This window comes from Alcanivorax xiamenensis (assembly GCF_009846745.1).
In the GTDB taxonomy this organism is placed as follows: domain Bacteria; phylum Pseudomonadota; class Gammaproteobacteria; order Pseudomonadales; family Alcanivoracaceae; genus Alloalcanivorax; species Alloalcanivorax xiamenensis.
The window spans coordinates 1-15504 of the sequence record NZ_AQPF01000040.1 but is presented as its reverse complement, the minus strand read 5'-3'; the positions used below and the strand labels follow the sequence as shown (position 1 = coordinate 15504).

General features: G+C 58.1%; 16 protein-coding genes and 1 pseudogene. 7 read left to right on the top strand and 10 right to left on the bottom strand.

What is annotated here, in order from left to right; genetic code table 11:
* Positions 1-6 precede the first annotated feature (6 nt).
* The 7 genes from A6D6_RS17380 to A6D6_RS17350 all read left to right on the top strand — a co-directional run bounded on the left by A6D6_RS17380 (position 7) and on the right by A6D6_RS17350 (position 5764).
* A complete protein-coding gene (locus tag A6D6_RS17380; RefSeq protein ID WP_159661403.1) occupies positions 7-357 on the top strand; it encodes a hypothetical protein in 351 nt (116 codons plus the stop codon).
* Between the two features lie 76 nt (positions 358-433).
* Entirely contained in the window at positions 434-703 is a 270-nt protein-coding gene (locus A6D6_RS17375; RefSeq protein WP_201303832.1) for an ATP-binding protein, read from the top strand.
* A 457-nt stretch (positions 704-1160) separates the two neighbouring features.
* The gene (locus A6D6_RS17370) at positions 1161-2201 is read left to right on the top strand and encodes an aliphatic amidase (RefSeq protein ID WP_159661402.1); all 1041 of its coding nucleotides are present in this window, start codon (positions 1161-1163) and stop codon (positions 2199-2201) included.
* Between the two features lie 87 nt (positions 2202-2288).
* Complete coding sequence (locus tag A6D6_RS17365) at positions 2289-3410, top strand: AAA family ATPase (protein WP_159661401.1); 1122 nt, start codon at positions 2289-2291, stop codon at positions 3408-3410.
* 33 nt (positions 3411-3443) lie between these two features.
* Positions 3444-4601, top strand: a complete 1158-nt coding sequence (amiC, locus tag A6D6_RS17360) for an aliphatic amidase expression-regulating protein AmiC (protein WP_133493360.1) — start codon at positions 3444-3446, stop codon at positions 4599-4601.
* Positions 4598-5200 (top strand): ANTAR domain-containing response regulator, encoded by a 603-nt coding sequence (locus A6D6_RS17355; RefSeq protein WP_133493359.1) that lies wholly within the window; start codon positions 4598-4600, stop codon positions 5198-5200. Before amiC ends, A6D6_RS17355 begins: the two co-directional genes overlap by 4 nt.
* Before the next feature lie 45 nt (positions 5201-5245).
* Complete coding sequence (locus A6D6_RS17350) at positions 5246-5764, top strand: AmiS/UreI family transporter (RefSeq protein ID WP_159661400.1); 519 nt, start codon at positions 5246-5248, stop codon at positions 5762-5764.
* Between the two features lie 448 nt (positions 5765-6212).
* Here A6D6_RS17350 and A6D6_RS17345 read toward each other — a convergent pair whose 3' ends face one another.
* From A6D6_RS17345 to A6D6_RS21930, 10 genes and pseudogenes are all read right to left on the bottom strand, one after another.
* Positions 6213-6656 carry a hypothetical protein gene (locus A6D6_RS17345; protein ID WP_159661399.1) on the bottom strand — a complete coding sequence of 148 codons (444 nt, stop codon included), beginning with the start codon at positions 6654-6656 and terminating at the stop codon, positions 6213-6215.
* Between the two features lie 25 nt (positions 6657-6681).
* The gene (locus A6D6_RS17340; RefSeq protein WP_159661398.1) at positions 6682-7158 is read right to left on the bottom strand and encodes a hypothetical protein; all 477 of its coding nucleotides are present in this window, start codon (positions 7156-7158) and stop codon (positions 6682-6684) included.
* Positions 7159-7228: 70 nt separating this feature from the next.
* Positions 7229-7699: pseudogene (locus A6D6_RS21935) on the bottom strand (SMI1/KNR4 family protein).
* Positions 7700-7764: 65 nt separating this feature from the next.
* Positions 7765-8727: a beta propeller repeat protein gene (locus A6D6_RS17325; RefSeq protein ID WP_159661395.1), complete on the bottom strand. Its 963-nt coding sequence runs from the start codon at positions 8725-8727 to the stop codon at positions 7765-7767.
* A 73-nt stretch (positions 8728-8800) separates the two neighbouring features.
* Positions 8801-10000: a hypothetical protein gene (locus A6D6_RS21755; protein WP_201303831.1), complete on the bottom strand. Its 1200-nt coding sequence runs from the start codon at positions 9998-10000 to the stop codon at positions 8801-8803.
* Positions 10001-10039: 39 nt separating this feature from the next.
* A complete protein-coding gene (locus A6D6_RS17315) occupies positions 10040-10390 on the bottom strand; it encodes a hypothetical protein (protein WP_133493353.1) in 351 nt (116 codons plus the stop codon).
* Positions 10391-10518: 128 nt separating this feature from the next.
* Positions 10519-11517, bottom strand: a complete 999-nt coding sequence (locus A6D6_RS17310; RefSeq protein WP_159661394.1) for a DUF4150 domain-containing protein — start codon at positions 11515-11517, stop codon at positions 10519-10521.
* Complete coding sequence (locus A6D6_RS17305) at positions 11507-12877, bottom strand: DUF2169 family type VI secretion system accessory protein (protein ID WP_236564150.1); 1371 nt, start codon at positions 12875-12877, stop codon at positions 11507-11509. Before A6D6_RS17305 ends, A6D6_RS17310 begins: the two co-directional genes overlap by 11 nt.
* A 3-nt stretch (positions 12878-12880) precedes the next feature.
* A complete protein-coding gene (locus tag A6D6_RS17300) occupies positions 12881-15013 on the bottom strand; it encodes a type VI secretion system Vgr family protein (protein ID WP_236564148.1) in 2133 nt (710 codons plus the stop codon).
* 183 nt (positions 15014-15196) lie between these two features.
* The coding region (locus A6D6_RS21930) for a hypothetical protein (protein WP_236564147.1) at positions 15197-15504 on the bottom strand (308 nt) is incomplete at its 5' end.

The window sequence follows — 15504 nt, the reverse complement described above, 5'->3', positions numbered from 1 at the left end:
CACGATTTGCCGCAGGGATTCCCAAGCGGGAAAATCGAATGGCAAAGCCGCACCTATGCGGCACTGCTTCACCCCAATGGTAGCGAGCACGTGGTGCTGGCACTGGATATCACGGAACTGGAAACACAGCAAAATCATGGCGCCCTGCTCAGCACGGTGACCGACACCATCAGCTTATTGTTGGCGATTCTGTTGGTACGCTCACTGGCCCGGCGCCTCTCCGCGCCGGTCAAGGACATTGCCAAACGCCTGGCGTCCCTGGATGCGAGAGAGGCCGCCGCGCGCCTGCCAATCAACTACAAGAAATTGAAATTCATCACATCGCCGTGGCGGCCAATGGCCACCTGGATCGGGTAGACAAATTCGGTGCGCTCTGCATGAGCTTCTGCCCGCCCTGGTCCGCGATCATCAACACCTGGTGTCGAACAAACCAGTGGCTTTCGAACTCACTCCCTTGCCCGCCATCGTCTTGAACACCCCCGCCGCCATGCTGCGTATCGCCGTGAGCAACCTGCTCCGCAATGCCGCCGAGAACACTCACCAAGGATCCATCGGAATTGATATGACGACCGATGAAGGCGTACTGCTACGCGTCACCGATACCGGAGCAGGCTTCGACCTGGAACAGGTTGCCCGGGACTACACCCGGAGTCTGCGCGCCCCCCTGCTCCGGGAACAGGCCCCGGGCTCGGCTTGTTTCTGAGCCTGCGGATCTGTGAATATTTTGGCTGGACGATGGATTTTGAATCGACACCGGAAGCCGGCACCCGGGCCATTCTGAACCTGACCGCCAGCGTTATCCCGTCACCTCGTCTTTAGCCGTATCAGACTGTTCGCCGGCAAGCCGGTCTCCCACAACCCCACAACGGAGACACGAAGCCGCTGTGGGAGACCGGCTTGCTGGCGAACGCATTTGCCATATCAACATCCGATGACTGATCGGTTTCATGTGCTTGACAGCGGCGGCAAGGAGCGCCTATAACGTGACAAACAGGCGGCGCCCATCAACGGCGATGCGGTTACGCCAACCAGATTGCACAATGCCAACAGAGCAAATGGGCTCTTCCGGGACTTGTCCCGGAAGAGCCTTTTTTTTGGTTCGTCATCCGTGACGGCCACTCCATTTGCCCTAATGAAAACGACAACAAGAGGTACGAATTATGCGTCATGGAGATATCTCCAGCAGCAACGACACCGTCGGCGTGGCGGTGGTCAACTACAAGATGCCGCGCCTGCACACCAAGGCCGAGGTTGTTGAAAATGCCCAGCGGATCGCCGACATGATCGTGGGCATGAAACAAGGTTTACCTGGTATGGATCTGGTGATCTTCCCTGAATACAGTCTGCAGGGGATCATGTACGATCAGGCCGAAATGATGGAAACCGCCGCCACCGTGCCCGGTGAGGAAACGGAAATTTTCTCGCGTGCCTGTCGCAAGGCCAACACCTGGGGAGTGTTCTCGGTCACCGGAGAGCGCCACGAGGAACATCCCCGCAAATCCCCCTACAACACCCTGATCCTGATCGACAACAAGGGCGAAATCGTCCAGAAGTACCGCAAGGTCATTCCCTGGTGTCCAATCGAAGGTTGGTATCCTGGTGGTCAGACCTACGTCAGCGACGGCCCCAAGGGCATGAAGATCAGTCTGATTATTTGCGACGATGGGAACTACCCGGAAATCTGGCGGGATTGCGCCATGAAAGGCGCCGAGCTGATCATTCGTTGCCAGGGCTACATGTACCCGGCCAAGGAACAGCAGGTACTGATGTCCAAAGCCATGGCCTGGGCCAACAATTGCTACGTGGCGGTGGCCAACGCCGCCGGTTTCGACGGTGTCTATTCCTACTTTGGCCATTCCGCGCTGATCGGTTTCGACGGCCGCACGCTGGGCGAATGCGGCGAGGAGGAAATGGGCATTCAGTTCGCCCAGCTGTCGCTGTCACAAATCCGCGATGCCCGCGCCAACGACCAATCCCAGAATCATCTGTTCAAGATTCTGCATCGGGGTTATAGCGGCATGCACGCCTCCGGCGACGGCGACAAGGGCCTGGCGGAATGTCCGTTTGAGTTCTACAAGACCTGGGTCAACGACGCGGAAAAAGCGCGCGAGAACGTGGAAAGGATCACCCGTTCCAGCGCGGGCGTGGCGCAATGCCCGGTGGGGAATGTGCCCTACGAGGGCCTGGAAAAAGAGGCTTGAGACGCGGCGGCGTGTCACCCGGCACGCCGCCTTCTCCTCGGACCGCTCTTATTTCCGGACAGTTTTTCCGCGCAACAGGGACACGCCATGCCCTTTCTCAACGACATGATCGACCAAAATCAGAGGCAACGGGATCAGCGTCAGGCTCTGAATCACGAAAACACGGCGACGCACGACGTCGTACAAGCCCATTTGCGCCACCATACCGCTCTGCAGAGCCGCTATCGCTTCGATGTCCGCGCCATCATGGAAACCCTGCGCGATGAAATCCTCGGGCAGGACCCGGCCCTGCAGGCGGTGGAAGACATCCTCAAGGTGGTGCGCGCCGACCTCACCGATCCTCGCCGGCCATTGTTCACCGCTTTGTTCCTGGGGCCCACCGGGGTTGGTAAAACCGAGATCGTGCGCGCTCTGGCGCGCGCCCTGCATGGGGATGCCGACGCCTTCTGCCGGGTGGACATGAATACCCTGTCCCAGGAGCATTATGCCGCCGCGCTGACCGGTGCTCCGCCAGGCTATGTAGGTGCCAAGGAAGGCACCACTCTGCTCGACCAGGACAAACTGGAAGGCACCCAGGGCCGCCCCGGCATCGTATTGTTCGATGAACTGGAGAAGGCCAGCAAAGAAGTAATCCAGGCGCTGCTGAACGTCTTCGACAACGGCATACTGACCGTGGCGTCAGGCGAACGGACCTACAGCTTTCGTAATACGCTGATCTTCATGACCAGCAATCTTGGCGCCCGGGATATTCAGCGGTACGACGAACGGCGCGCCCGCTTTCCCGGTCGCCTGCTGTCGCATGGCCATGCCCGCCGTCATCACCACATCGACAAACTGGTGCGCGAAAAACTGCTCAAGGCGTTCTCACCGGAGTTCGTCAACCGCATCGACACCACCATTACCTTCAACTGGATCGAGCAGGACATCGTCGAGCAATTGGTGGCACTTGAGATCCGCCGCCTCAATCAGCGTCTGATCAAACACCATTGCCGCCTGGACGTGGAACCGGAGGTGGTGTCGTACCTGGCACGGCAGGGGTTCGACCGCCAGTTTGGCGCCCGCTCCCTGCGCCGTGGCGTCCGCCGGCATCTGGAAGTGCCTTTGGCGGAGTATCTTCTTCGTCACCATCAGCCCTGCGACAATGGCGATACCCCAACGGTGTATTGGGCCCGGCTGGAACACCAGAACGTCATTTTCCTGCCACGGTGATATCGGGCTCATAACAATAACAGGAGACCTGTCATGCCCCACCATCCGGACCGCCCCACTCTCGGTCTGTTGTTCTCCGCCACCGGTGTCACCGCCGACATCGAGCGCTCCCAACGCTATGGCGCACTGCTCGCCATCGAACAAGCCAACCGCGAAGGGGGCGTGAACGGATACGCTATCGAGTCGGTCAGCCATGATCCCGGCGGCGATCCGGACCGTTACCGGTTATGCGCCGAGGACTTTATTCGCAATCAAGGCGTCAAGTTACTGGTGGGATGTTACATGTCTCACACCCGCAAGGCGGTGATGCCAGTGATCGAGCGGGCCGACGCCCTGCTCTGCTACCCGACCCCCTATGAAGGCTTCGAATACTCCCCGAATATTTTCTATGGCGGTCCGGCGCCAAACCAGAACAGCGCGCCCCTGGCCGCCTATCTGATCAATCATTACGGCGAGCGGGTGGTGTTCATCGGCTCGGACTACATTTATCCACGGGAAAGCAACCACGTCATGCGCCATCTCTATCGGCAGCATGGCGGCAGCGTGGTGGAGGAGATCTACATTCCGCTCTATCCGTCCGACGATGAGGTCAATCATGCGGTGGAGCGGATCATCAAAGCTCAGGCCGATGTGGTGTTTTCCACCGTGGTGGGCACCGGCACGGCGGAGCTTTACCGTGCCTTTGCCCGCCACTACAGCACCTCGGCGCGCCCGCCCATCGCCAGCCTCACCACCAGCGAGGCGGAAGTGAAGGAGATGGGCAACGACGCCGCCGAGGGCCATGTCGTTGTCGCCCCGTATTTTTCCAGCATCGACACCCCTGCCAGCCGCGCCTTCGTCGACGCCTGTCACGACTTTTTCCCCGACGATGTCACCATCACTGCCTGGGCCGAGGCGGCCTATTGCCAAACCCTGATGCTGGCCCGGGCGATGCGGGCCGCCGGCAGCTGGTACGTGGAGGATGTGCGGCGTCAGCTCTATCAACTGGAGCTGGACGCGCCACAGGGGCCGATCCGTATCGAAAGGCAGAACAATCATACCCATCTGACTTCGCGGATCGCCGAGATCGACGCCCGGGGTGCTTTCCAGGTCAAGTGGCAGTCCCCGCAACCGATCCGACCAGACCCTTACGTGGTGGTACACAACCTGGACGACTGGTCCGCCAGTATGGGCCGGGAGGAGCGCCGATGACCACCCCGACCAGCGCCGCCGCCATTCTCAATACGCTTCGGGACCTGCGGGTCCTGGTGATCAACCCGCCCGGAGACATCAGTGACGCTCTGGTACTGCAGCTGATCCGTATCGGTTGTTCCGTGCGTCACTTCTGGCCACCACCGGAAAAATGCGAGGTGGCGGTGGATGTTATTTTCACCGGTATCTTCCAAAGCCGTCACCACGAGGAAATCAGCGGCCTGGTGACCGCCGGTGATCCGCGCACCACCGTGGTCGCCCTGGTGGAATACGAAAGCCCGGCCGTTCTGTCGCAGATCCTGGAACTGGGCTGTCATGGTGTCATCACCCAACCCCTGGACAGCCATAAAGTGCTTCCAGTGTTGGTCTCCGCTCGCCGCAACAGCGAGGAAACAGCAAAACTGAAACAAAAGAACGCCCAGCTCCAGGACCGGATCGGGAATCAGACGGACATTAACCGCGCCAAGGTGCGATTAATGAAGCAACACAACTGGGAGGAAGAGCAGGCCCACACCTTTCTCTCCCGGGAAGCCATGAAGAAGCGGAAATCCATTCTCGAAATCGCCAGGGAGATCTTGCAACAGCAACCGGGACGGTAAAGAGCCGGCCCTGAATCATGCCAATAACAACAAGGAGCACACATCATGATACTCGGACTCACCCTGCTGTATGTCGGCGCCGTGCTGTTTCTCAACAGCATCTGGCTGATGAACAAAATCAGCGGCCGCGAGGTTGCCGTCATCAACCTTTTCGTCGGTGCACTGAGCCTGTGCATCGCTCTATTCCTGATTCTCGCCGAACCCGCGGGCCCGTTGTCGATCAAGGCCGGCGCATTCACCCTGCTGTTCGCCTTCACCTACCTGTGGGTCGCCGCCAACCAGTTTCTCAATGTGGATGGCAAGGGGCTGGGCTGGTTCTGTCTTTTCGTCAGCCTCACCGCCAGCATTATCGCGATCCAGTCACTGGCGGACATCGGTGACGATTTCGGCCTATGGAATACCTTCAACTGGATAGCCTGGACCGTGCTGTGGTTCAGCTTCTTTCTGCTGCTGGGGCTGTCGCGAAATATCCAAAAGCCGGTCGCATGGCTCACTCTGTTATGCGCCGTATTCACCGGCTGGATACCGGGATTGTTGCTGCTTGAACAAGTCGTGCAGGCCTGATCGGTCGGCATACACACCCGGCACTTGCCTCTCTACCCCTGCTGTAGAAGCCTGCCTTGCAGGCGAATGGGACAACATCGGAGGATCGGGATTCGCCAGCAAGCTGGCTTCCACAGATTTACGCTACGAAGCCGCTGTGGGAAGCCTGCTTGCAAGCGAAGGGGGACAACATCGAAGCCCGGGATTCGCCAGCAGGCGAAGGGCCGCCCCGACTGGCTCCTACAGAAGAGCATTCGAAAACCCGAGCCTTCTATTGATTATTCGGATGCTTAAAGCACTCCCACTCATCACCGTCGAAGCGAAGCAGCATCACAATGCTCCCAACCCGCATCCACCCTCCTGTAGACCTGGCCGCCATGACCGCAAACATACAGGTGTTTTCCCAGCTTACGGATTCTGTTCACCGGACCGTAATTCGGACCACCTTCCTTGTCGCCAGCGTCGTTGATCACTTCAACAGTGACGCCATCCCGGCTATAGCATCCACGAAGAACAGGTCCACCCGGCGATCATAGGAAACTCTGGAAGCCCGCACCGGGCCGATACAAGCCGCCACCTCATCAGGCTTCATTCTCGGGGTCAATCCAAAAGGCGGGTCTCCCGGGAATACACGGAAGCCATCAACGCCACGGAGATAAAAAGTCCATGCGGCCGCCACCAACCCACCTTGAATACCATGTTCATCAAACAACTGCTCGTATTGCCCGGTCTCGACAAAAGTCAGAGAGCAGCCATAACGCCAATACTCAACGTTCCAGGCCGCCTCCCGATCATCCGCGACATCCGGCCAATTAGCCAACGAGGCCTCCGCGAATGCCTTCCTGACTTCGTCATCCTTGTTGCCCTTCCCCAATGCCGAGAGCATTAACTGGTCTAGATTTTCGGTAGCCACCGGAGACACTCCCGCATCAGGCGGATCAGACTTCAACAGGCATGAACCTGACGAAGATGATCTCCCCGCTCTTGATATCAAGCTTGATGTTGACGGTGATGTTCGGGACGAGACCATCGTAGGTCAAAAAGAAACCACCGAAAAACTCCCCGCTATAGCCAGGCTCTCCCAACAGAGAAACAATGCCCCCCGTCATATCCATTCGCAAGCCCAGCGGCAAATCACTGGTAAAAGGCCCGATATCGTCCTCGTACTTCGGATTCTGTGCTGTGACATCCTCCAGAAACAGCAGACCTTCACTGTGTGGTTTGCCATAAGTCTCGGCATAGGAGGAGGTGAACTGCAAAACGACCGTGCCGTTATCGGCCAGCAGCTCCGCGGAAGGCAGGTCCTTGGCTGTCAGCCTTTGCTCGATGCCCGACCCGATCAGAAAATCATCGAGTTCCGGATAGCTTGAGGCATGCCCGATAAAATCAATGGCCCTTCTGATATCCACACTCATAAAAGGCTGACCATGAAGGATTAACAATCAACCAGCGAAGGTGCATGAGTAATCAAGCTCGATGGCGAATCTAACCTTCTTCCTCAAGCTCAGTGATGACCATTTCCAAAAGATAAGTACCGAAATCGCTGGCAACCTTTTCCTGGGCCACCGATTCGGGAGCTCCCAGGCGTACCACGAGGACCGGACCTTCTCCATTCCCGTCTTCGCGACAATCAATGCACATCACCCCTCCCATCCCATCTTCGCCAATGGCCAGAAAGTGGGCAGGCAATCCCTGTGTGGCCCTTAGATGAGGGGTGTATCAAACGCCGTCAGGAATCGAGGAGTTCTCAAAGTCATCATCAATCACTCCATAGATCTCCACCGCACCGAAATTACCGGCCCCCAGCTCCAGAGTAAAACGTCGATAAGAAGGAGGGAACACCTGCCCCAAAGCCTTTTCAGCGAGCTCAATCAACCTTTCTTCAGGTGGCCCGACAAAGGTTCCAACATCAGGATTCTTTTGAATTAGCGCTATGGCTTCGTTGCACTCTTTCATTCAAGACAAACCATCTTGATCCCATAAAAACAGGAAGATATTGATTTACTGTATCAAAACCGAGCTTACTGGTTGTTCGGATGTTCAAAGCACTCCCACTCATTACCGTCGAAGCGAAGCAGTTTTTTCGGCGAAAGAGCCCAAAGAACACCATCTTTGGCTTCAATATCGGAGACGTCTCTCAAATTCAGTTTATCACTGATATCCACGCGTTCCGGCTTCTGATTCCGCATGGAATAAATGCCGTCGTCAGCGGAAAGGTAAACGGCGCCCTCATAGGAAGTAATGGACAAAAAATCCCATTCCGATGTTTTTCGGGCAACAACGTTGAAACCCTGCCGCGCATTGCCCCGCAGCACCGTCCCCGCACTCCCCGCGATCCACAGCTCCGAAGGCGATACGACATGAATACAATTCAGGTGGGAACCGGTAACACGATCCAACTGGTTCCAGACCTTGCCATCGTAGTGAGCCATAAAGCCATCACTACCGACGACATACAGGTCATCCTCATTCGGGCCGTTGATATCATAAAGCGCGATTTCATGATCCATTGCATCGATCATGCTCTGGATCATTTTTTTCCGCTCTTCTTCCGTTATTCCCGAAGAGTTCTGAACGGAAGCAGGAGCCTGCAGCAGACCAGCATCACAATGCTCCCACCCCGTATCCACATTTCTGTAGACCTGGCCGCCATGACCGCAAACATACAGGTGTTTTCCCAGCTTACGGATTCTGTTCACCGGACCGTAATTCGGGCCGCCGTCCTTATCGCCGGCGTCGTCGATCACTTCAACGGTGACGCCATCCCGGCTGTAGCATTCGACTTCGCCGTCGATACTAAGTGCATAGGCCTTTCGTGTTTCGTTGGCCCTTGGCTCTGGGAAACACGTTGAGACCACCTCCCAGTCCGGCAGCTCATGATAGAACCATTTCTCTTCCGTCTGATCCTGGTAAATAAACATCACGGAATAAGGAGTATCTTCCGACTCGGCCCAGACGTCCGGGGAAGAAGCGATGTAAAACATATCCCGATTTATTGCGCAACCATTTACGAATGTAATCGGTGAACCTTTCGTGTTTGACATAGTATTGCCTTCTCTAGAATTCCCCGGGGCCTTCACTACCCAAGTCGCCAAACGACAGCTCACGCGTCAGTTTGCCGCTCTTATTAGCCCTGACCTTGAAATCCGGCCCCATTCCCTTCGCCTGATGGTAAGCGCGTAACTGAGCCGCGAGGCTGGATGTCTTGCAACCGGTGACCGAAGCCGCAGCTTTAGCCCCCGCCATCTCTAAAGCAAGCAGGCTGGCCGTTCCCGGAGGGGAACCAAGTGCACCGATTCCAGGCTCATACTTTTGATCGTATAGCCGGTGCACTCGGGTATGCTGGCTTCTAGTCAGGCAAATCACAAGGCCCTCTGGCTCGGATAAACCACCAGGGATCTGACGTCTTCCAGCGCCTTTACGAGCTCCAAGTCTGAACGCTCGATCGGGAACGACGTGATGTCCAATCTTACTTTCCGCCTTACACGTGTCGGGCCGGTAAGGCCTGAGAACACATTTCCCCCGCCCCTTGGTTTTAGCGCCATCGCCTTTTCCATCTTTACCGCCGCCCGTTGAAGGCTCATCCGCCCTTTTTGCCCCCTGCTCCGTCGCTTCCCTGGCCCCCTTGCCCGCACCTTCCAGGGCGTCCGCTCCTTTGCGCACACCCTTGGCGGCTGTGGCACCCCAACCGGCGAAGGGAATCATGGCGGCTGCGGACAGGGCGGCGCCGGCGTAGTCGCCGCGTGCCAGGCTGACCAGGGCATTGATCCCGTCGGCCACCTCTCCGACCACAGGAATCAAGCCTGCGCCATCAAGGACCAACTGGGTGCCATCCAGAATGCCTTCACCGTTCCGGGACCAGAACCCTTCCTCTTCTTCGGTTTCCGATTCCACCGGAGGGTTGGCCTCGCTGGCCGGTCCCGGAGTGGCGCCGGTTTCGCCAACCACTCGCCCTATGGTGTTACCACCGCCGTGGCTCTGAATGGAGCGGTTCTGGCGGCCAATGGACGCTTGCTCTTCCTCCTCGTCCGGCGGTTCGAACTCCGGCAGATCCAGTTCCGGGTGAGCCTCCCGATAGGCGGCGTAGTCATCGTAGCTGAGCAGTTCCCGGGACAGCGGCGTTTCGATGGTCTCATCCGCCGGGAACACCTCCATGAGAACCCCCTCGGTTCTGGGGTCCACATGCAGCCAATCGCCGTTCGGCAGTTCCCTGCCCCCGTAGATCGTGATCGGGGGTAGTACGATGACGTCATCCATCTCCGGCATCCTTTCCCATAATCGCTCCGGTCCCGCTGCTTAGCGGCCCCGCACCTTGACGATGATGACGTCCGCGACCCGCCAGCGACCGTCTTTGTCCAAGGCAATCGGCGCATGGAAAAAACGCATCAACGGCGCCCGCGGCATCTGCTGCCGTTCGAACACCGGCTTCCCGGAAATTTCCGTGAGACGCCAGCCTCCTATCCTGGCCACGCCGTCTTCACTGATCATGGGCGCGGAATGGTCGCGCAGCTCGCCGATCAGGAAGCCGTAGTCCTGCTCCGGCTTTTTTTCGGACAAGACTTCAATCAGGTTTGCTTTGAGCGCTTCCAGATCCGCCATGGTGAGCGGGTGGACGCCATCGGCGGTATTCACTTCGATGCTGCTCATGGTGGTATCCATTGGCGGGGGCTGCCCGCTGTTATTTCCGTTATTGTTTCCAACGCAGGCCTGAGTCAGGGCCGTCAGGCACAAGAGACCCAACAAAAACCAGCAACGCTCCATGTCCCTGAGCATATTCATTCCTCCTCAGGCGGGGTGTCGCCTTCACCCGGGCACTTCCATACCGAGCGGGGCACTTTTCTTTTACGTGCCGTCTCCTCCTGCCCCGCTATGCGGTCTCCTTTCTCCGGTGGTCGGGTATTGCCATCGCTCAGTTGCACGTCACCGGAAGCGGTCACTCCCACCGGAAAGGGGGCGTTCGGATCCGCCGGGATAGGATAAGTCTCTTGTACGAACCGTTCGATGTCATCCCGGTTCGGCACGAGCGCGCCATCCGCATTGGTGGTCCTGAACTCGAACCCGTCGATATTCGGGGCTGCCATCCCCCGTTCAATGGTCCACGCCTCGGTTCTGTAGTAAGCGTCTTCCTCCATCGCCTGCCAGCTCATGGACGGGTCCTGATGTTTGTGTATCAGCTCGTGATAAGCGGTGGTTGCGGCGGCCTGCGCGGAACCGGTAGCCAGCATCAATAAAGAATCGCCGCCCCAGGAGCCGCCGCCAGGAAAGCGGTCAACAATCCATTGGCTGCCGTCGTAGATAAGGTCGTCATAGTAGATATCGTCGGCAATGTAGACATCGGTCTCGGCCAGATCGTCCACCACGTCCTTATCCTTGGGGCATAACACTTTCAATAGCTCGGCGATGGTCCAGTTGCCACCATGGCTGCCGTTCATCCAGAATTCGTCGTCATGGCGAACAATCGGCTTGCCCTGTACAAAGACGCTGCTGCTGCGTCCCTTGGGCCAGCTCGCCGCCCCCACCGTACCACTCTTCACCCCCTTGGCACTGCCGGCGGCATCCCCCAGGGTTTTGGGCACCAGACTGGCGTCGAACAGCACCAATTCATGGCCGTTGGCACGCACCGTGGCCGCGGTCTTGCCGCTCTGTGCCAGCTCGGCGGTGACCGGGTACGGCACCGGCGGCGTGCTACTGCCCATCGGCGTCTTGCAAACATCCGGGGCCAGGCTGACCACCTTCCAGCCACCTTGCTTGCGGGCAATGTAATCATCCGCCATCCGTGGTTTCCTCCACTTCAAGCCTGGTCTGATCCACCTTTACCAATGGCGCTTCCGGATCGGTCTCAAACCGGGCTTCGATGGCACGTACCGGCGTCCCTTGGGGAATCGAAATCCGATGCGTCACATGCAGCTCCATGGTGTCGGTATCGACGATCAGGGTGTCGGTCAGCAGCGGCATCGGCACCATGGCGCCGTTCTCCATGCGCAGCAAAACAAAGGGCTTGTGTTGCGGCAGCTCGGTTCGCAGATAACCGCGCGGTGTTTGCGACGGGTCGGTCAGATGCCACAACTCAATACGCGTTCCCGGCAACGGATACTCGATCTGTTGATCCACCGGCGCGCCATTCCAATAGGCGAAATCGAAGTTCTCCGGCAAACCCGGCCAGCGCTGTTGCAGCCAGTCATCGTCGTAAGTCCCGGCATGAGCCAGCCGTGGCGCCCAGGCGCGGCCGACAATGCCAAATCCCGCCGGCGTGGCACCATATTCAGCAGCCAGATCCGCCATTGCCCGGGCATCCTGTTCACCGTCCGGATGACGGCCCCGCACCAGCTCACGGCATGGCTGTTGCGGGTTTTCAATTCGTGGCGCCGGCAGCCGGGTCAGCGGTTGACCGGCTTTGTTCGCCAAGCGGCGATGACGGCGCTCGATCCAGCCACGGCCCAAAGGGTTACTGAAACAGACTTCGTTAAGCCAATGAGACGGCGCGGACGGATCGCCGGCATGGCCGGGATTGGCGACTTCACTACGCCCACCAAAGGCATATTCCCAGCGCAACGGCACCGTCCGCGCACGGGCCGGGCGGGACAGCCACCAGCGTCCCCAGCGGCGTTTGAAATAACGCTCCCCGGTGACTTGGAGCACCTTGTCCATCAGCACGCGGGCGGTGGGCGCCTGTAATCGAGTCCGCTCCGCCTGCCGAAGCTCAAGCTGCCACTGATCCCGCTGTTTTTCCGACAACGGCATACGGGGATTCAGCGGCCGCGGCGGCGGTGTCTGTATCTCCGCGGGAGCCACCGGCAGACTCAGTTTGAAGCGCACCCGCCATGATCGGGATGGCTTGCCCCCGGGCGCGTGAGCCTGCCCTCTGAGCAGGACATCGCACTTGGGTTTGTATGGCGCCAGATCGCTTTCCTCGAAAGCACTGGAGTGCCCCGGCTCTCCGTAGTAACGGTCTTCCATACACAACGGCAGCGGCTCATCGTCCACCACCCGGGCATGAAACACGCCGGCCTCGTTGTCGTCGGGTACAAGACGGTAGCCCACTTTCATCGCGATAATTCGATGCTCGGCGCCGGCCGGATCCAGACCACCGTAGCAAAGCGCATCCAAAGGCGTGAGGTTGCGGAATTCCATCATCACCTAGTTGATATCCACGTCCTTGCCGATGATGTGAACCGGCCCGCTGGCACCGAATTCAAACTGCACGCCATTGATGCGCACGGTGCCATCGGACTTCATCACCAGCGAGGACTTGCCGACGGTGATGGCCAGCTCATCCCGCACATTGATGGTGAAACGCTTGCCCACCAGAACCGATTTATTGATCCCCACCTGCTCCGACTGGGACAACCCCACGGTGGTGTTCATGGCCGCGCCCACGGAAACCTGATAAGCACCGCCGATGGTCAGCGCCTTGGCCAGGGCCACGGTTTCCGCCTTGGCCTGTTTGATCAATTCGGTCTGGTTGCCGCCGATCACCACATTCTCATTGTCGCCCACGTCCTCGGTGCGATTGGCACCGATGGAAATGGTCTCGTTCTGGTCCACCCTTTCGGTGCGGTTGTTGTGCACCGTGATGGTTTCATCGCGATCCACGGTTTCGATGCGGTCGCGCTTGATGTGGCTGGTTTCATCACGGTCGATGGTTTTGACGCGATCCTGGCCGACCCAGTGGGTCTCGTCATTCTCGACTTCAATATCCTGGTTCTTTTCCGCGTGGATCCAGAGCTGCTCCTCGCCCTTCTTGTCCTCGAAGCGGATGGCGTTGGCGTTGTCATAACCGCCGCCCTGGCTGGAACGGGTCAGGATCCCGGTCTGGGTTTTGTTGGCGGGCAGATCCCACGGCGGCATATTGGCCTGGTTATAGACCCGGCCGGTGATGATCGGCTTATCCGGGTCACCGTCCAGAAACTGGACCAGCACTTCCTGACCAATGCGCGGCACCGCCATGAAACCAAAGCGCTCACCGGCCCAGTTAGAGGCCACCCGGACCCAACAGGAACTGGCCTCATTACTCTGGCCCTCGCGGTCGAAATGAAACTGCAGCCGCACCCGCCCATACTCGTCGCAATAAATCTCCTCGCCACTGGGGCCGACCACGGTAGCGGTCATCAGCCCGTACAGTTTGGGCTGCTGGCTGTTGAAGCCGCGCCCGGGTCGCCAGGGCACTTTCTTGCGCAGACACTGAAAGCGGTTTTCGTAATGGGAAGCCGACTCCGTGCCGAGGTAATTGTTGCGCGCCTGATGGTGCGCCTCCACCACCAGGAACTGGTGGTCGCTCTCCTCCTCCACATCATGATCGAAATGATCCACCAGTCCGAACCAGCGGCCCGGCTGCAACCGGCTGCAATCCCCCTCACCCTGGAACACCTTGGCGTGGGCCTCGATTTCCTCCATGCGGCGGCGGCTCTGCATTTCTCCGCTCTCCCGGGCCTTGAAACCGTAGGCGCCGGCGTACTCGTAAACCTCCAGGTCCGGCACCATGCCCTGCTCATTGACGGTGGCGGCGCTGGCCATCTGCGGTTGCGGATTCTTGAAGTTGAAGCTGGAAGCGCTGTAAGCGGTGGACGCCAAACGGCGATGGGCGAACCACTCACTGATGGCATCGCTGACCCGGCTGCCTCCTTCCTTGTGATAACGCACCCGTTGTGAGCCATCGACGGGTTCCGAGGTGGCCGAGTCATCACTGAGCACCAGCGTATGGCCGTCGGCCCGATGCTCGTACCAGTAATACCAACCCCGCTCTTCCCAACGGCGATGCAGATAGTTGTAGTCGGATTCATCCCACTGCATGGCGAAGGTTAACGCGGCATCGTCTTCCGGTTTGATAAAATGAGTACGATAGTCCCGCAACGGGTAATCCGCGAAGACCTCCGCGGTCTGATCCGCCACGGTCTGGTTCTGGAACAGGTAATTATCCTTACGCAACTTCAGGAAACTGAGCCACGGCCCCAGCTGTATTTCATAGGTGGCGTAGCCGCCATCGGTACCGCGCCGGGAAAACTCGAAAACATAACCATTAAAATAGCGAAGAGAGCCATCCTTGCGCACCAGTTCCAGCGTCACCATGCGGCCAGTGAAATTTTTGGCATGCAAATGGGCATCGTCGGATATCAACGTGACCGTATAACTGAAATCCCGGCACAAGCCTTCCACCGCATCCAACTGCTCCGGCAGCAGTACCGCATCCGGTCCGTCGTCATGGGGAAACTTCAGTCGCAGCAGGCGATTGTGCTGCTCGTTGATCAAGGAACGAAAAGCTTGCACAAGCATGCTCATAACGCCGCTCTACGATATTGGGAAAGGAGGCAATCGGAAGAAATGCGCGGAAAGATCACAGATGAAACGCTCCCTGTTGATAACGTCATTCCCATATCCGTAATAGGAATCTCTCAGCCCGTCTTTTTCTTTTATACCATCAAGTTTGTCAACCAACTAACCCCAACGAACAGACTTTTATGAAGCGGTTATAACGGATCGCAAAACGCCATGATCCCATCCGTTGAAGACAGCTCGATGACAGTAAGGAAAGCGAATCGTATCAAAGCGATAACGCCAGCTCTTCGGCATGGAATGAGGAAGCTTTTCGGTACGGCAACAAAACATTTTCATATTTTCAGCAGACTTCAAGAGGATATTCTTCGCCACACAAGTGACATTCTCCGATCTGTTTTTGTGATGGTGGTCACGCTTTCCAAGCGCCGTCTCCCAAACCAGATCACGAAGCCGCCGTGGAAGCTTGCTTGCAAGCGGATTGCCAACGG